The following is a 17,388-nucleotide window of genomic DNA, read 5'->3' on the forward strand; positions in this document are numbered from 1 at the left end:
CTGATTGCTCTAAGAGTAAGCCGCCGATACGGGCGGCTTTTTTTTGCCTGGCGGAAAGGCATTTTCGTACTAGGCTGGACGGTGGCTACCCCTAGATTCCAGGAGACGGAGATGAAATTGAAGTGCGCAATTCTCGATGATTACCAGCAGGTGGCGCTCAAGATGGCGGACTGGTCGGCGCTGGCCGAGCGGGTGGAGGTGTCCGCCATCAGCGCGCACTTTACCGATGAGGCGGAGCTGGCGGTGCATCTGCAGGAGTGCGACATTCTGGTCATCATGCGCGAGCGAACGCCGATGACCGCCTCGCTGCTGGCGCGGCTGCCGAAGCTGAAGCTGCTGATCACCTCCGGTATGCGCAACGCCGCTATCGATTTGGCCGCCGCCGCCGAGCGCGGCGTGGTGGTGTGCGGCACCAGCAGCGGATCGGCGGCGCCGATGGAGCTGACCTGGGCGCTGCTACTCGGGTTGGCGAAGCATATCGTGCCGGAAAGCGTCGGGCTGCAAAACAACGGCCCGTGGCAGCGGGATCTCGGTGTCACCCTGCAGGGGAAAACGCTGGGGCTGCTGGGGCTGGGCAAGATCGGCGGCCAGATGGCCCGGGTGGCGCAGGCGTTCGGCATGCGGGTGCTGGCCTGGAGCCAGAACCTGACGGCGGAAAGGGCGGCGCAGGAGGGGGCTGAACTGGCGCCGTCCAAACGGGCGTTGTTCGAGCAGAGCGATTTTGTCTCTATCCACCTGGTGCTGAGCGATCGCAGCCGCGGGCTGGTGGGGCGTGACGAATTGACGGCGATGAAGCCCACCGCTTACCTGCTCAACACCTCGCGTGCGGCGATCGTCGATCGGGCGGCGTTGGTGGACGTGCTGCAACAGCGGAAGATCGCCGGCGCCGGGCTGGACGTGTTCGAGACGGAGCCGCTGCCGGCCGACGATGCGTTTCGTCAGCTGCCCAACGTGCTGGCGACGCCGCATGTGGGCTACGTGGCGGACGACAACTACCGCGCCTACTTCACCGAGGCGGTCGAGGATATTGCGGCGTTCCTCGCCGGCCAACCGATCCGCCGGCTGGGCTGACGGCGCTTTTAATGCCCGCAGAGGCTTGTCTGGCGCGGGCATTCACCCGTATCATTGCGGGTCTTTTTTTAGCTGGGATTGGTCATGCGCGTATTATTGGCTCCGATGGAGGGCGTTCTCGATTCTTTGGTGCGTGAGTTGCTCACCGAGGTGAACGACTACGATCTGTGCATCACCGAATTTTTGCGCGTGGTCGATCAGCTGCTGCCGGCCAAGTCGTTCTACCGGCTGTGCCCGGAGCTGCGCCACGCCAGCCGCACGCCGTCGGGCACGCTGGTGCGCGTACAGCTGCTGGGGCAGCACCCGCAGTGGCTGGCGGAGAACGCCGCGCGCGCGGTGGAGCTGGGCTCTTACGGCGTCGATCTCAACTGCGGCTGCCCGTCCAAGCTGGTGAACGGCAGCGGCGGCGGGGCGACGCTGCTCAAAGATCCGGAATTGATCTACCAGGGCGCCAAAGCGATGCGCGCGGCGGTGCCGGCCCATCTGCCGGTCACGGTGAAGGTGCGTTTGGGTTGGGACTCCTCCAACCGCAGTTTTGAAATCGCCGATGCGGTGCAGCAGGCGGGCGCCAGTGAGCTGACGGTGCATGGCCGCACCAAAGAGGACGGCTACAAGGCGGATCGCATCAACTGGGCGGCGATCGGCGAGATCCGTCAGCGGCTGAGCATTCCGGTGATCGCCAACGGCGAGATCTGGGATTACCGGAGCGCGCAGGATTGCCTGCAGGCGACCGGCTGCGACGCCATCATGCTGGGGCGCGGCGCGCTCAACGTGCCGAACCTGAGCCGGGTGGTGAAGTACAACGAACCGCGCATGCCCTGGCCGCAGGTGGTTGAGCTGCTGCAAAAATACGTCCATCTGGAAAAGCAGGGCGACACCGGCCTGTATCACGTGGCGCGTATCAAACAGTGGCTGGGCTATTTGCGCAAGGAATATGACGAAGCCACCGAACTGTTCAGCGAAATACGCGCGCTGACGACCTCGGGGGATATTGCGCGCGTCATCTGCCGCAGCTAAAAATAAACCCGCACGCGGCGGGTTTATTTAAATCGGTATTATCAGGCGGCTTTGTCGAGACGGTTCAATTCTATCTCGATATCCTGAATGGTTTTTTCCAACCCTTCCAGACAGGCACCCTGTTTATTCAACAGGTCGTTAATGGCTTCGGCGAATGCCTTATTTTTGCATTCCCCCTGATCGAAGGCCAGCCAGTGTGCGGAGAGCGTCTCGGTATTCGACTGCGCATAGTGGCGCATTTCCTTCAGCTGGGAAGCGACGTTGCGTAAATTATCCAGCTGCGCCTGTGCGTTTGCATTGTTGCTCATGAATTTCTCCTTGAGTTGGCCGTTAAATAATTTCGACTGCGGGATAAAGCTTACCCTATCTAAATAAAAATATCACCCTTGTCGGCCCTGGCAGTTATTTTTGAATGAATGCGGCTGTATTTATTTTTCGATTGAACAAGGACTTGGGTGGAATTGTAAAAATAGATAAATACGGTTTTTGAGACGGTTATTTCCGGCCATTCCATGCGGAATGGCCGTTATTCTAACGCTTAAGAGTGATGCTTATTATGCTGCGTCCGCCAGCATAAACATGCCGTAGGGGTGAATTTCCAGATAATAATGTTCGCCGACGTTCGGCTGCAGGCGAGTGGCGTTAACCTGCAGCAAAATCTGCTGCCCATGCCACGCCACCGTCACCTCATACTGCGGCCCCATGTAGGCGACATGCTGGATCACGCAGCGCTGGCTTTCCTCGCCGTGCTCGCTCAGCGTGATCGCTTCCGGCCGCACGCCCACCGTGCCGGCGCCTTCGGTGGCAAAGTGCGCGGGGCGCGGCAGGCGATAGCCGCTGATATCGACATAGTCCGCGCTGAAGCCGGCCGGGAACAGGTTGGCGTCCCCCATGAAGCTCGCCATAAAGCGCGACGCCGGCTGCCGATAGAGATCCTGCGGCGAGCCTATCTGCATGATATGCCCCTTGTTCATCACCAGCACGGTGTCTGAGACCGCGAAAGCCTCGCTCTGATCGTGGGTGACGTACAGCGACGTGATATCAAACTGCTTTTGCAGCTCGCGGATCTTTTCGCGCATGCTGCGGCGCAGGTTGGCGTCGAGGTTGCTCAACGGCTCGTCGAACAGCAGCACTTTCGGCTTGAGGATCAGCGCGCGCGCCAGCGCCACGCGCTGCTGTTGGCCGCCGGAGATCTGATCGACATAGCGATCGTCGAACCCCGCCAGATCCACCATCGCCAGCGCTTCCTGCACGCGTGCTTTCACTTCGGCGCGCGGAATGCCGAGCATCTTCAGGCCATAGCCGACGTTTTCCCCCAGCGACATGTGCGGGAACAGGGCATAAGACTGGAACACCATGCAGATGTCACGCTGCTGGATGGAACGATGGGTGACGTCTTCGCCATCAATGAATATCTGCCCGTCGCTCGGTTTCTCCAGCCCGGCGACCAGGCGCAGAATGGTGGTCTTGCCGCAGCCGGAAGGGCCGAGCAGCGTCACCATCTGCCCCCGAGGGATGGTGAGCGCGATGTTATCGATCACCGTGTTGCTGCCGAACCGTTTGGAGACGCTGCGCAGTTCAACGAAATTTTTCTGGCTCATCATGGGCTCCATTACGCCTGGTTTTTGGCTTTTGAACGGGAGATGCGTGCCTCGCCGATCAGCCAGTCAAAGAGGAAAATAATCGCCAGCATCACCACGATCAGAATTGAACCGTAGGCGATCGCCACCCCGTATTCGCCGTCTTCCACGCGGTTGAGGATGTAGGCGGTGGCCACGCGGGTATCGGGGGTGACCAGGAAGACGATGGCGCTGACGGTGGTGATGGCGCGCACGAAGCTGTAGATCAGCGCCGACAGGATCGCCGGGCGCAGCAGCGGCAGCAGGATGTGCGTGATGGTGCGCAGCGAGCCGGCGCGCAGGCTGAGCGAGGCTTCGTCCAGCGATTTGTCTATCTGGCCCAGCCCGGCGATCCCGGCGCGAATGCCCACCGGCACGTTGCGCATCACCATCGAGATAATCACGATGGCGGCCGTCCCGGTGAGGTACACCGGCGCGCTGTTGAAGGCGAGAATGTAAGAGACGCCGGCCACGGTGCCCGGCACCGCAAAGCACAGCATGGTGGTGAACTCGATGGTCTTTTTGCCCCTGAACTGCTGGCGCACCACGATCCAGGCGATCAGCAGGCCGAACGCGGCGGTGATCGGCGCGGCGATCCCGGCGTACAGCAGCGTGTCGAGCAGCGAAGGCCACGCGCCGTCGCTCATGCCCTGGCCGAACAGCTTGATGAAGTTATCCAGCGTCAGCGTGTAATCCACCCCCCAGTTGACGGTGAAGCTGCCGTAGAAAATGCTGCCGTAGAGCAGGGCGTTAAAGGCTATCCACACCGCCAGCAGCGCGATCACGCTCCACACCAGCGTGACCGGCAGCGGCTGTACGTCGCCGCGGTAGGATTTGCCGGACACGGTGACGTAGGAACGCTTGCCGATCCACAGGTACTGAATGCAGAACACCAGCAGCGAGAACAGCAGCAGAAAGGCGCCGAGGGTGCTGGCGGCCTGATAGTCGAGCTGTGAGCCGGTGATGTAGAAATAGATTTGCGTCGCCAGCACGTCGAAGTTGCCGCCGAGCACCAGCGGGTTGCTGAAGTCGGCCAGCGATTGCACCACCACGATCAGAAACGCGTTGGCCAGCGCCGGTTTCAGCAGCGGCACGAACACGCCGTTAAAGGTTTGCCAACGGCTGGCGCGCAGGGTGTAGGAGGCCTCTTCCAGTGAAGGATGAATGGTCTTGATCGCGCCGTCGAGGATCATGAACGCCATCGGCGTGAACGCCAGCACCTGCGCCAGCCAGATGCCGGTAAAGCCGTACAGCCAGTTGGTGTTGGTCAGGCCGAACCAGGCCACCATCCACTCGGTGACGTAGCCGGAGCGCCCCATCATCAGCGTGACGCCCAGGCCGACGACGAACGGCGGCGTGACGATGGGCAGGATGGAGAAGATGCGGCCGATAATGGCGCTGCGCCTGGCGATGCGGGTGGTGTAAATCGCCAGCACCAGGCCGAAGAAGGTACAGCCGGCGCCCACCGCGATCGACAGGGCGATGGAGTTGAGGATCACCTGAACGATATGCGCCTGCGACAGCACGTTCATAAACGCCAGCGGCGCGAACGCACCCGTCTGGTCGGTGAACATCGGAATGAAAATCGCGATGCTCGGCCAGACGATGAAGACGCCGATCAGCGCCACGATGGTGACCAGCGCACCGATAACGAAACGGTCGCCACCCAGCCATTCGAGGCGGGTCAGCGCCAGCGTCATGATGGCGCCCAGCGCGGTCAATTGCACCAGGGTGGCGTAGCCTAAACCGCGCCCCGCCACCGTGGCGCTGACGACGATAAAGGCCATGCACAGCAGCGCCCAGCCGGCATCGAACGCGTGGCGCCGCCGCCGTTCACCGCCCGCCGGGGCGTAGGGGCGAAGCAGCAGCAGGCTCGGCAACAGGCACCATAGCCAGCTGACATTGCGGTGTGACCAGCCGTAGGCCGCGAGGATTTCATCGCCGGTGGACTCCAGCAGGCCGTAATCCAGGCTCCAGCTCGGCAGCAGGGCGAACGCCAGCCAGCCAAGCAAGACCCAAAGGAATATCGCATCTCGTTTTTCCACGAGATGGAGAGCATGTGTATGTGACATAAGTTTCCCGGATGTTCAGGCCGGGTAAGGCGTGAGGCTTACCCGGCAACAGGCGCAGAATGCGGGTTTATTTACCCATCTTGACTTCGCTGACCCATTTGTTGATCAGCGCCTTGCGGACCTCGGTCGAGCCGTATTTGTCCATGTCGTAGTTGATCAGTTTCAGATCGTCGAGCTTCAGCGAGTTCGGCGAGGTAGCGGCGGTGGTATTGGTCAGGATCTGATAGGACTTGCCCTTCTGCCATGCCAGTTCCTGCGCCTCTTTCGACAGCACCCAATCCACGAACAGCTTGGCGTTGTCGAGGTTGCGCGCGCCTTTGAGGATGCTGACGCCGCCGATTTCGTAGCCGGTGCCTTCACAAGGCGAGATCAGCTCAAGCGGCGCGCCCTGTTCCTTTTCGAGCGAGTAGTCATGCAGGAAACCGATGCCGATCGCCGTTTCACCGCGGGCGGCGTTGCGCGCCGGGGCAATGCCGGATTTGGTGTACTGCGAGACGTTGGCGTTCAGCTGCTTGAGGTAATCGAACGCCTGATCGTCTCCCCACAGCTGGGCAAAGGTCGCCAGCGCGGTGTAGGCGGTGCCGGAGCTCTGCGGATCGGCGATTTGAATCTCGCCTTTGTATTCCGGCTTGGTCAGGTCTTTCCAGCACTTGGGCACCGGCAGGTTTTTCTCTTTCAGGCGCTGGGTATTGACGCCAAAGCCGAGAATGCCGACGTAGACCGCCGAGGAGTAGTTGCCTTTCAGCTTCGCCGGATCGCGGAATTGTGGCATCACCTGTTCGAGGTTTGGCGATTTATATGGCTGCAGCAGCCCCATTTCACCGGCCTGGGATTGCGGATCGAGCGTGCCGCCGTACCAGACGTCCGCCTGCGGGTTTTTCTTCTCGGCGTCCACTTTCGCCAGCGTGCTGCCGGAGCCGTTGCGGATGAACGAGGTTTTCACGTCATATTTCTCGCCGAAGGCTTTGGTTTCCGCTTCGCACATTTCATTGGTGGCGCTGCAGTAGACCACCAGGCGGCCCTTGGCGTGCGCGGCGCCGCTCAGCGTGGCCAGCGCGATGCCGGAAGCTATCAGGGTAGTGACTAAGGTTTTTTTCATTGTTTTATCCTTCTCTCGGTAGAGGTGGTAACGCTCGCCATCAGCAGCGGCATCAGCAATAAACCCATAAGAACGGCGGCGATCGACAGCAAACTGAACATGCCTGACCAGCCGTAGCCTTCGATGATCTGCGACAGCGGCCAGCCCGCCAGCGCGGCCCCCAGGTAAGCGAACAGGCCGAGAAAACCGGTGATGGAGCCCGCTGCGCCTTTGTGCCCGCATTCCACGGCGGCGAGGCCAATCAGCATCTGTGGGCCGAAGACAAAAAAGCCCACCGTAAAGAAACAGCCCGCCAGCAGCGCGTAGTGATGCACCGGCGCCAGCCACAGCGCGGCGACGGAAACCATCAGCCCGAGCGTGAACAGCAAAATCATCGGCGCGCGCTGCCCGCCGAACAGCAAATCCGAGCCCCAGCCGGTGAACAGCGCGCCGAGCAGGCCGCCTACCTCGAACAGCATCACCGTGGCGTTGGCGCTGAGCAGGTTGACGCCGTGGCTTTCCGTCAGCCAGAGATTGCCCCAGTCGTTCAACGCGATGCGGATCAGATAGACCAGTACGTAAGAGACGCCGAGCAGCCAGATCATCGGGTTCTTCAGCATCGTGGTGCGCAACATCTGCCACAGCCCCATCGGCGGGCTTTGCTGTTCCTGGCGCAGCTCCAGCGGATCGTGGCGCCACCGGCCGACCGACGGCAGGCCTTCTTCCTGCGGCGTGCCCGTCAGCCGCCGCGTGAGCCAGATGCCCAACACGATGCTGACGGCGCCCGGGATCAGCATCGCCGCCTGCCAGCCCCAGCGCTGGGCGGCGAAGGCGCTGATCAGCGGCACGATCGCGCCGCCGAGGTTGATCGACATATTCCAGCAGCCCCACCAGAAGCCGCGCTCGTTGCGCGAATACCAGTGGGTCAGCAGCCGCGCGCAGGGCGGCCAGCCCCAGCCCTGAAAGAAGCCGTTCAGCGCCCAGACCGCCAGCAGCAGCGTCAGCGATTCGCCGAAGGCGAACGCCACGTTCAGCAAGCCGGTGGCGAACAGGCCGATCCCCATAAACCTGCGCTGCCCGTGGCCGTCGTGCCACAGTCCGGCGGCGAATTTCGACAGGCCGTAGCTCAGGTAAAACAGCGAGCCGAGCAGGCCGATGTCCCCTTTATCCAGCCCCAAATCCGTTTGCAGCGCCGGCAGCACGTAGTTCACGCTTTTGCGCGTCAGGTAAAAGGCGGCGTACCCGATGACCATGTACAGCAGCAGTCGCGGGCGCAGCGCGCGGTAACGATGATCGATTTCAGATGCCGAGCGTGCCTGCATAGCCGCCTCCCTGGTGCTGACTATAAGAAGGTGAAAAGGGAAAGGGGATGAGAGAAAGTCCGGAGTGGCTAAGACTTTTTCCTAGTTAGTCGATGGTTTGTTGCAAATTTGTGGGCAGGTTAACAATTACCCGCGTGCCGCAATGCGTTTCCAGCGTCAGCTCGCCGCCCAGCGCGCTGACCCGCTCGCGCATCCCCTGAATGCCGAGGCCGGGCGCCTTGTCCGCGCGGATGCCGACGCCGTTGTCCCGCACCTCGAGGTGCAAAAGCGCGCCCTGTTGATACAAGACGATGGCGACTTCGCTGGCTTCGGCATGTTTGCACACGTTGTTGAGCAGCTCTTGCAGCAGCCGGTAGAGGGTGAAGCGCACCGTTTCGCCGGCGGGCGTGTCTATGAGTCGGTAGTCGAAACGGCAGCGGATGCCCCGTTCGGCAAAGGCGAATTCGCTCAGCAGGTGGTGAAGCGCCTCTTTGAACGCCAGTTCGTCCAGCGCGGGCGGGCGAAGCTGGCGCAGCAGCTGGCGCGTGGAGTGATGAATGCGCCGGGCGAGCTCGCTTATCTGGTGCGCGGCGGCCTGGGTTTGCGCCGGATCGCGCGCCCGTTTGACCAGCTGCGACTGGATTTGAATCGCGGTGATGTTCTGGCCGATTTCATCGTGCAGCTCGCGCGCCAGATTTTTCCGCGTGTCTTCTTCGGTGTGGATCAGTTTTTCTGTCAGCGCCCGCCGCGCCGCCAGCTCTTCTTCCAGGCGACGCTGATAGTGGTGCAGGTTTTGCGCCAGGTGCTGCTGACGGCTGATGGCGATGCCCAAGCCGATGCCGAGCAGCGCCTGCGTCGCCAGAAAGATTTCCAGCTCGACCAGATTGCCGAACCCCACGCCGACCTGCCGGGCGAGGGTGATCATCATGCTGCCGAGCAGGCCGGACAGCACGCCGCCCTGCCAGCCGAACTTCCACGCCATCACCACGTTCGGCAGAAACACCACGATCAGCAGCAGGCGTTCGATTTCCGGCGACAGCACCATCTGCGTGCCGATGCCGATAACGAAAAACAGGCTGCACCAGATGATTAAGGACGCGCGCAGCGGCGGGTTGGGGGTGTCCAGCCCCAGCAGGTGGTAACGGTGCTGCTGGCGCAGAAATTCAAAGATCAGGTAGACGAACGGGGTCAGCAAGACGCCGCCGGTAAACGACGCCAGGCCAAGCAGCATCGCCGGGCTTGGCACAAACGGCGAAAGCAGGGCGGTGTTGAGCAGCGAGGCGGCGGTCACCGCAGCCAGCAGCAGCGTCAGCCGCTGCCAGTAGAGCGGAAAACGGTGCCAGAGTCGTTGCGCGACCGCGGCCGGAAGCAGGGTGATAAACGGCGCGGCCAGCAGGCCGTAGCCGCTCAGCAGGCGTTCGCCGTGCAGCCAGAACAGCAACAGCACCGGCGGAATTATCAGGGCGGGCCAATAGCGGCGCGCCAGCAGGATCAGCAGCGCGAGATAGACGCCGTGCGGCAGAAACAGCGCCGCCTGGTTGCCGTTGTGGGTCAGATAGAAGCCGAGCGTCCACAGCATCAGCCAGCCGCTGCCCCAGGCCAACAGGATAAACAGCGAGATAACCCAGGGCCGGAGTTTGGGCGACATCAATGCCCCGCCAGCAGCTGATGGTCGAGGGCGAAATGCACCAGCTCGATGGTGCTGTTGCACTGCAACTTGCCCAGGACGTTGGCGCGATGCACGTGCACCGTTTTATGGCTGAGCGCGAGCTTGAAAGCGATCTCCTTTACGCTGTCGCCTTTGACCAGCAGATCGAAGATTTCACGCTCGCGCGGGGTCAGCGCTTCCAGCGCCGTGGTCGGCTGCTCGCCGCCGCGCAGCGCTCGCAGCGCGTCGGCGCACAGGTAATGGCCGCCCATATCGACGGAACGCACCGCCTGCACCAGCTCTTCCGGCCCGCAGCGTTTGGTCAGATAGCCGCTGGCGCCGGCGTCCAGCGCGCTTTGCACGAAGGTGGGGGAGTCATAGATGCTGAGGATGATCGCGCGGAACTGCGGCTTCTGCGCCCGCAGGCGCTTCAACAGGCTGAGGCCGTTTTCATCCGGCATGGCGATGTCCATCAACGCGACGCTGACGTCGTCGCGCAGCAATGCCGGCCAGGCCGCCGCCGCGCTGCTGTATTGCCCCACCACGTCGAGATCGTCCTCGAGGCTGAGCAATTGCGCAAAGCCGGAGCGCACCACCACATGGTCATCCACCAGTATCACACGGATCATTTTTCGCACTCTGTTGCCGAATCATGGCCCTATGATGCCTGCCGCCGCGGTGCTGGCAATCAGCCAAGCGCGGTTATGCAATCGGTGTAACAGAATCGTAATAAAAGGGCGCCGCCTGCGCCGTCAACGATCCAAATCGATGGCGAAATGCTGCCACAGCGCGGCGCGCCGCTCCTCTTCCGAATGCAGCGTCGTTTCGTGGCGCTGATGATCTTCGGTCACGATCAGCTTCATGTCGCTGAGGGTCACCCGGCCGTGGTCCGTCGGCCGTGAACACACCAGGCGCTGGGTGAAGTGCGACTGCGGCGAGGTGCTGTGGAAGCGGCACATCTCGTCGAACTCATGCAGCTCGCGCGGTTGAACGGTAAAGCGATACAGGGTTTTGGCATGCGAACGTTGGTCGCCGTTGCGGCGCTCCAGCAGGTAATAGTCGCCTTCCCGCTCCAGGTGGAAGGTGCCGCTGGCCTGCGGTTGCGGCTCGGCGGCGACGATCTTCAGCGGCGTCAGGAAGGAATCGCCGAAACCGACGTCCACTAGCCAGGCCTGGCCCGCCAGATCCACCCGCAGCGCCAGATGGTCGTAGGGCGGGCCGAAATGGCCGTCGCGCGCGCGGATCTCGCCGGAGATGAAGCTCACCTTGAAACCGATCTCCCGCAGCAGCAGAGCGAACAGCGCGTTCAGCTCATAACAGAAACCGCCGCGGTTGCGCTCGACCACTTTGCTGAACAGCGCCTCCGGCGCCAGCTGAATACCCTGATGATAAATAATGCTCAGGTTTTCGAACGGGACGCTCAGCATGTGGCGATGGTGCAGCTGTTGCAACGTGTGGAGGTCAGGGCGGGCGGCGCCGGTAAAGCCGATATGCTGCAGGTAGCGTTGGGTATCCACAGGGAGTCTCGCATGAGAAAAAGTAGGCATAAAATAGCGGGCTTTGCGGCTTTTGTGAGCGCATTACGTGCTGCGCTGTCGCTGCTGCCGCAAACTGTCACTGGCCGGCGCTAGCCTGTTCCCCTGAGTTCAATCTGGCAGGAGAACGGCTATGCAAGATTTCAAACATCGGGTGGCGCTGGTGACCGGCGCTTCCACCGGCATCGGCGAAGCGATCGCCGCCGAACTGTTTCGGCGCGGTGCCACGGTGGTGATGACCGGCCGCCACGCCGCGCCTCTCGCCGCCGCCGCCGCGCGGCTCGATCCCGAGGGCCGACGGGTGATGACGTTGCGGATGGACGTGCGTGAGGCGCCGTCGGTGCAGCAGGGCATTGAAGAGACGGTGCGGCGCTGCGGCGCGCTGCATCTGCTGGTCAACAATGCCGGGATCACCGGCCCGCACGAGGTGGACATCGATCGGTACGCGGTCGAAGACTGGCATGAGGTGATCGCCACCTGCCTGAGCGGCACGTTTTTCGGCATGAAGTACGGCCTGCCGGCGATCGTCGCCGGCGGCGGTGGGGCGGTGGTGAACCTCTCTTCTGCCAACGGCGTGGTGGGGATTGCCGGGATTGCGCCTTATACCGCCGCCAAGCATGGCGTGCTGGGGCTGACGCGCTCGGCGGCGCTGGAATTCGCCACACGCGGCGTGCGCATCAACGCCGTCGGGCCGGGCTATGTGGAGACGCCGGCGATGGGGACGCTGCCGGCGCCGGTGCGGGCGCAGATGGCCGCTTCGCACCCGATGGGGAGAATGGCGACGCGGGAAGAAGTGGCGAAAACGGTGGCTTTCCTGCTCTCGGACGACAGCAGTTTCACCACCGGCGCGTTTTACAGCATCGACGGCGGTTATACCGCGCGCTGAGCCAGCGCCTGCAACCAACTGAGAAACGCCGCTGCGCCGGGTTTTTCCAGCGTGTGCGGCGGGTAAACCACGTAGTAGGGTTTGCTGAGCGGCAGCGCCGGTTCGGCCAGGGTGACCAACTGGCCCTCCGCCAGTTCACGGCCGATCAGCCGCCGCTGGCCGAGCAGCACCCCGCGCCCTTGCACGGCGGCGTCGATGGCCAGTGAAGTCAGGTTATAGGTCAGCCCGCGCCGCGCCGGCGGCATTCGATCGGCGGCGGTAAACCACTCGTGCCAGCCCGGCAGAAACTGGCTCTCTTTGCCCCAGTCGACGTGGATCAGCGGGAGCTGCGTCCAGTCGCCGCGATCGCGCAGCGCCGGGCTGCACACCGGCTGCACCCGATCCTGAAACAGCCGCACCTTTTCCAGCAGCGGATAATCCTGATCGCCGAAGCACAGGGCGAAGTCCGCCGCCGAATAGGCGAAATCGACCGCCGCATGGGTCGCGTGCAGCCGCAGATCGCCGTCGGGGCACTGCGCCAACCAGTCGCCCAGCGCCGGGTTCAGCCACTTGGAGGCCAACGCCGGCAGGGCGAACACCGTCAGCGTCTGTTTGCCGCGCTGGCGCTCGACGTGCTGCTGCGCCACGCGCAGCGTTTCGAACGCCTCCTGCACGTAGGCCAGGTAGTCCGCGCCCTGTTCGGTCAGCGTGACGCCGCTTTTGGCGCGGATGAACAGCGTGATGCCCAGATGCTGTTCGAGCTGGCGGATCTGCTGGCTGACGGCGGCGGCGGTCAGCGCCAGCGTATCCGCCGCGCGGGCCAGGCTGCCGGTGCGGGCGGCGGTTTCGAACGCCAGAATGGCGCTCAGCTTGGGCAAGCGCGCGCGGGACGGTGAGTGCATGGGCAGGGCTATCGCTAAGAATTGGTTAGCTTATCCATAACGTATTTTTGTTATGGCGGCAATGCGCCATTCGCTACAGTGAGAGGCATCCGGCTATCGCACACGAGGGGAACGCCATGCCGCAACTTGCCGATATTATCGATCTGTCCGCTCATCCCATCGACGACGCCGCATTCCGCGTCCGCTGCCGGCAAACGCTGGAGCGCAGCGGCGCGCTGGTGCTGCCGGGATTTCTGCGCGCCGCCGCGCTGGCGACGGTAAGGCTGGAAGGTGCCGAACAGCACCACGCGGCGTTTTACGCCACCAGCAAACACAACGTGTATCTGCGGCCGCAGGACGACGCGCTGCCGGCCGATCACGCGCGCAACCGGCTGGTGGTGTCGTCCAAGGGCTGCATTACCGACGAAGATATTCCGCCGCAGTCGCCGCTGCGTGCGCTGTACGACGCCCCGGCGTTTCGTGCGTTCCTCTGCGCGGTGCTGGATGAGGCGCAGCTGTATCCCTACGCCGATCGGCTGTCGTCGATTAACCTGCATTACGCCCACACCGGCCAGGAGTTGGGCTGGCACTTCGACAACTCGTCGTTCGCTATCACGCTGCTGATCCAGAAACCGGCGGCGGGCGGGCGTTTCGAGTACGTGGAGAACCTGCGCGACGCCGATCGCGGCGAGATGAACTATGCCGGGGTCACGCAGGTGCTGGACGGCGAGCGAGCGGCCAAACGGCTGGCGATGGAGGAGGGGGATTTGGTGCTGTTTCGCGGGCGCAACGCCATGCACCGGGTGACGCCGACCGAAGGCGACATCACGCGCATGCTGGTGGTGCTGGCCTACAATGCGCAGCCGGACGTGATGCTGTCGGAAAGCGCCAGAATGACGTTCTACGGCCGCTTATAGCGGATAAAAAAACCGCCCCGGAGGGCGGTTTGTCGATTCAGTGCGGGTTCTGCTCTTCGTGAGCCTGCTGCTCCCGCTTCACTTCCTGCGCGCGCTTGCGCAGGCCGAACCAGCCCAGCGTCAGCAGCACCGCCAGCACCGGAATGGTGGCGATGGTCCAGGTGCCGTTCGGGTAGTCGAACGCCATCATCACCACCACGATCAGCAGGAACGCCAGCGTCAGCCAGGAGGTGAACGGCGCGCCCGGCATTTTGAACGATACCGGCTGCGCGCGGCCTTCACGCACGGCTTTGCGCAGGCGCATCTGGCAGACGATGATAAACGCCCAGGAGGCGATGATGCCCAGCGAGGCGATGTTCAGCACGATCTCGAACACCTGCGACGGCACCAGATAGTTGAGCACCACGCCGATCACGTAGATGCCGCAGGTGACCAGGATGCCGGCGTAAGGCACCTGCTGGCTGCTCATTTTGGCCATCAGCTTCGGCGCCGAGCCGCCCATCGCCAGCGAGCGCAGGATGCGGCCGGTGGAGTAGAGGCCGGAGTTGAGGCTGGACAGCGCGGCGGTCAACACCACGATGTTCATGATGGTGCCGATGTAAGGCACGCCCAGCTTGCTGAAGAAGGTGACGAACGGGCTTTGGCCGGCCTGGTAGGCGTTCCACGGCAGCAGCAGCACCAACAGCACCACGGAGCCGACGTAGAACAGGCCGATACGCCAGATCACGCTGTTGATCGCTTTGGGCATCATTTTGGCCGGATCTTTACACTCGCCGGCGGCGGTGCCGATCAGCTCGATGCCGGCGAAGGCGAAGATCACCCCTTGCACCAGTACCAGCGCCGGCAGCAGGCCGTGCGGGAACATGCCGCCGTTTTCGGTGATCAGGTGCATGCCGGTGGTGTGGCCGGCGACCGGGGTGCCGGTGCCGAGGAACACCACGCCGACAATCAGGAACAGTGCGATGGCGACCACCTTGATCAGCGCGAACCAGAACTCCATCTCGGCGAACCACTTCACGCCGATCATGTTCATGGTGGCGACGATGCCGAGCGCGCCGAGGGCGAACAGCCACTGCGGCACGTCGGCGAAGGTGCCCCAGTAGTGCATGTACAGCGCCACTGCGGTGATGTCGACGATGCCGGTCATCGCCCAGTTTAGGAAATACATCCAGCCGGCGACGTAAGAGGCTTTCTCACCGAGAAATTCGCGGGCGTAAGAAACGAAGCTGCCGCTGGAAGGGCGATGCAGCACCAGTTCACCCAGCGCACGCAGGATGAAGAAAGAGAAGATCCCGCACACCAGATAGACCAGCGCCAGCGCCGGCCCGGCCAACTCGAGACGGCCGCCGGTACCGAGGAACAAGCCGGTGCCGATCGAACCGCCGATGGCGATCATTTGGATCTGCCGGTTGCCCATGCTTTTGTGATAACCGGATTCATGAGAGTCTAGCCAGCGTCTTCTGGCGGCGTGTTTATCGTCCGCCGACTTTTTTTGTGAGTGCATTATCCGTCCTGTTTACCTGTCTATGATGAACGCCGCCCTGAGCTGCAGGGCAAACGATTGCCATCAGCAATCGTAATGAGAATGAGGTCGTGGCATCATTCCGCTGTTTATTGTGTATACAGCCGCCGTTAAATAACGGCGTGGCATGCTACCGTTTCCCGATAAAGCTGGCAAAAAAACCTGCGTACAAAGCGTGAACAATTGTGTGTATTTTTTAAACTGAAAACAAAAGCGCATATTATTCAGTAAGATGAGTCTCATTATCAACACGGAAATATCGAACGATAAAAGTGATTGAAATCACAGAATAATAATTACCGCGCAAATTAAAGGGATTTTGACGTTATTTTGCGTGAGGGGGAAGGCGGGCGGAAAATAAAGCGATGGCGCCTGCGCAGTAATTAGCGTGCGCAGGCGAATCGGACGCGGGGGCTTTTTAGGCGGATTCACCGGCCGCCAGAGCCGAAGCCGGCAGGCCGAACAGCTTGTCGAACGCCCAGTTAAACAGGAAGGTGTAGCAAGGAATGATGACGATCAGCGCCATATCCAGCAGCAGCGCCTGCCACAGCGTGATGCCCATCCACCAGGCGATCAGCGGGATCAGATACACCACCAGCGTCAGCTGAAAGCCGACGGCGTGCAAAATGCGGCGCTTGAGCGTGCGGGTGCGCGACAGCTGGCGGCTTTCCCACCACTCGAATAAAGAGTTGTAAATGAAGTTCCAGCTGACCGCGATGGTGGTGATCACCACCGCCAGCGGCCCGGTGCTGCTCGGCGCATGGCCCGACAGCAGCGCCAGCCCCAGCGCCGAGATCGCCATGCCGATGATTTCATAAGCGGTGACATACACCAGTTTGCGTTTGACGCCTTGCATTGTTTTCTCCCGATCTGTTTTTAGTTGCCTCTGCGGCGACGGCGGCTAAGATAACGTCAATCACATTGATAGAAAAAGTCAGGAGCTGTCAGTTTAACTGACAGGTTAAACGATGAACTTTTCCAGCGACAATATCGAACTGTTTCTGGCGGTGCTCGATCGCGGTTCGTTTTCCGCCGCCGCCCGCGCGCTGCGGCGCGTACCGTCCGCTGTCAGCATGGGCATCGCCAACATGGAGGCGGAACTCGGTTTCGCCTTGTTCGATCGCTCGCACCGTGAACCGACGCCGACCGCGCTGGCGTTGGCCTTGGCGCCGCACGCCCGCCTGATCGCCGGGCAGCTCAAGCAGCTGCAGGTGCACGCTATCGAACTGTCTCAGGGGCTGGAGAGCCGGCTTTCGATCGGCGTGGCGTCGGACATTAACGGCGCCAGCCTGCTGGCGGCGGTGAAGACGCTGTCGCAGCGTTATCCGCTACTGAACATCGAAGTGCTCAGCGCGCCGCAGGACGACGTGCTGCACATGCTGCACCAGGAGCGCATTGGCGTTTGCCTGGCGTTCGGCGGGCTAAACATCAACAGCGCGGAGCAGTTCCACTCCGTCGGCGCGGAATCGCTGGTGGCGATGGTCTCGCCGCAGCATCCGGCGCTGGACGGCGCGGCGGGCGAACTGTTTCTCGAGGATCTGGTCAACGTGCGGCAGATCATGGTGGCCAGCCGCGATCTGCCGATCGGCGATCTGCGCCCGCAGGTGGCGGAGGCCTACTGGCGCACCGACAGCCTGCCGATGGCGCTGAACATGGTGGAAGCGGGCCTGGGGTGGGGCAATTTCCCGCTGTCGCTGGCCGAGCCGCTGCTGGCGCAGGGGCGGCTGGTACGGCTGAAATTCAAAAACACCAAGAACGAGCTGCGCTTGCCGATGCATTTGATCTGGCTGAAGAATCGCCCGCTGGACAAGGCGGCGCGCGAACTGGTCGAGCTGATGCGCGCGGCACCGCAGGAAGGCTGA

The 17,388-nt window shown here is 62.3% G+C and carries 16 protein-coding genes; 5 read left to right on the forward strand and 11 right to left on the reverse strand.

Going from position 1 to position 17,388, the window contains the following annotated elements; all coding sequences use genetic code 11:
* Window positions 1-111 precede the first annotated feature (111 nt).
* Window positions 112-1,071, forward strand: a complete 960-nt coding sequence (locus SSARUM2_RS06460) for a D-2-hydroxyacid dehydrogenase family protein (protein WP_047568809.1) — start codon at window positions 112-114, stop codon at window positions 1,069-1,071.
* Window positions 1,072-1,155: 84 nt separating this feature from the next.
* Window positions 1,156-2,088 carry a tRNA dihydrouridine(16) synthase DusC gene (dusC, locus tag SSARUM2_RS06465; protein WP_047568807.1) on the forward strand — a complete coding sequence of 311 codons (933 nt, stop codon included), beginning with the start codon at window positions 1,156-1,158 and terminating at the stop codon, window positions 2,086-2,088.
* A gap of 41 nt (window positions 2,089-2,129) precedes the next feature.
* On the opposite strand, the gene SSARUM2_RS06470 is transcribed toward dusC, so the two are convergent.
* From SSARUM2_RS06470 to SSARUM2_RS06505, 8 genes are all read right to left on the reverse strand, one after another.
* Window positions 2,130-2,396 carry a hypothetical protein gene (locus SSARUM2_RS06470; protein WP_049201133.1) on the reverse strand — a complete coding sequence of 89 codons (267 nt, stop codon included), beginning with the start codon at window positions 2,394-2,396 and terminating at the stop codon, window positions 2,130-2,132.
* 246 nt (window positions 2,397-2,642) lie between these two features.
* Window positions 2,643-3,689 (reverse strand): ferric ABC transporter ATP-binding protein, encoded by a 1,047-nt coding sequence (gene fbpC / locus SSARUM2_RS06475; protein ID WP_049234998.1) that lies wholly within the window; start codon window positions 3,687-3,689, stop codon window positions 2,643-2,645.
* Between the two features lie 11 nt (window positions 3,690-3,700).
* Window positions 3,701-5,779 carry an iron ABC transporter permease gene (locus SSARUM2_RS06480; protein WP_049234997.1) on the reverse strand — a complete coding sequence of 693 codons (2,079 nt, stop codon included), beginning with the start codon at window positions 5,777-5,779 and terminating at the stop codon, window positions 3,701-3,703.
* A gap of 67 nt (window positions 5,780-5,846) precedes the next feature.
* Entirely contained in the window at window positions 5,847-6,878 is a 1,032-nt protein-coding gene (locus SSARUM2_RS06485; RefSeq protein ID WP_033647097.1) for an ABC transporter substrate-binding protein, read from the reverse strand.
* On the reverse strand, window positions 6,875-8,179 hold the full coding sequence (gene uhpC / locus SSARUM2_RS06490) for an MFS transporter family glucose-6-phosphate receptor UhpC (protein ID WP_060438978.1): 1,305 nt from the start codon (window positions 8,177-8,179) through the stop codon (window positions 6,875-6,877). The genes SSARUM2_RS06485 and uhpC overlap by 4 nt, the downstream gene beginning before the upstream one ends.
* An 85-nt stretch (window positions 8,180-8,264) precedes the next feature.
* Window positions 8,265-9,806 carry an MASE1 domain-containing protein gene (locus SSARUM2_RS06495; RefSeq protein ID WP_033653494.1) on the reverse strand — a complete coding sequence of 514 codons (1,542 nt, stop codon included), beginning with the start codon at window positions 9,804-9,806 and terminating at the stop codon, window positions 8,265-8,267.
* Window positions 9,806-10,435, reverse strand: a complete 630-nt coding sequence (locus SSARUM2_RS06500; protein WP_060438977.1) for a response regulator transcription factor — start codon at window positions 10,433-10,435, stop codon at window positions 9,806-9,808. The genes SSARUM2_RS06495 and SSARUM2_RS06500 overlap by 1 nt, the downstream gene beginning before the upstream one ends.
* A 123-nt stretch (window positions 10,436-10,558) precedes the next feature.
* Entirely contained in the window at window positions 10,559-11,323 is a 765-nt protein-coding gene (locus SSARUM2_RS06505) for an arylamine N-acetyltransferase (RefSeq protein WP_060429703.1), read from the reverse strand.
* A 151-nt stretch (window positions 11,324-11,474) separates the two neighbouring features.
* Here SSARUM2_RS06505 and SSARUM2_RS06510 point away from each other — a divergent pair, with 151 nt between their 5' ends.
* On the forward strand, window positions 11,475-12,227 hold the full coding sequence (locus tag SSARUM2_RS06510) for an SDR family NAD(P)-dependent oxidoreductase (protein ID WP_049234992.1): 753 nt from the start codon (window positions 11,475-11,477) through the stop codon (window positions 12,225-12,227).
* Here the strand turns inward: SSARUM2_RS06510 and SSARUM2_RS06515 are convergent.
* On the reverse strand, window positions 12,212-13,108 hold the full coding sequence (locus SSARUM2_RS06515; RefSeq protein ID WP_049234990.1) for a LysR substrate-binding domain-containing protein: 897 nt from the start codon (window positions 13,106-13,108) through the stop codon (window positions 12,212-12,214). The genes SSARUM2_RS06510 and SSARUM2_RS06515 overlap by 16 nt on opposite strands.
* A 116-nt stretch (window positions 13,109-13,224) precedes the next feature.
* Here SSARUM2_RS06515 and SSARUM2_RS06520 point away from each other — a divergent pair, with 116 nt between their 5' ends.
* Window positions 13,225-14,004 (forward strand): 2OG-Fe(II) oxygenase, encoded by a 780-nt coding sequence (locus SSARUM2_RS06520; RefSeq protein WP_049234988.1) that lies wholly within the window; start codon window positions 13,225-13,227, stop codon window positions 14,002-14,004.
* A gap of 37 nt (window positions 14,005-14,041) precedes the next feature.
* Here SSARUM2_RS06520 and ansP read toward each other — a convergent pair whose 3' ends face one another.
* Both ansP and SSARUM2_RS06530 read right to left on the reverse strand, forming a co-directional pair.
* Complete coding sequence (gene ansP / locus SSARUM2_RS06525; RefSeq protein ID WP_033637529.1) at window positions 14,042-15,508, reverse strand: L-asparagine permease; 1,467 nt, start codon at window positions 15,506-15,508, stop codon at window positions 14,042-14,044.
* Window positions 15,509-15,944: 436 nt separating this feature from the next.
* Window positions 15,945-16,382 (reverse strand): PACE efflux transporter, encoded by a 438-nt coding sequence (locus tag SSARUM2_RS06530; protein WP_041033976.1) that lies wholly within the window; start codon window positions 16,380-16,382, stop codon window positions 15,945-15,947.
* Between the two features lie 112 nt (window positions 16,383-16,494).
* Here SSARUM2_RS06530 and SSARUM2_RS06535 point away from each other — a divergent pair, with 112 nt between their 5' ends.
* A complete protein-coding gene (locus SSARUM2_RS06535) occupies window positions 16,495-17,388 on the forward strand; it encodes a LysR family transcriptional regulator (RefSeq protein ID WP_033637531.1) in 894 nt (297 codons plus the stop codon).

Source organism: Serratia sp. K-E0102 (assembly GCF_029962625.1).
GTDB lineage: Bacteria > Pseudomonadota > Gammaproteobacteria > Enterobacterales > Enterobacteriaceae > Serratia > Serratia sarumanii.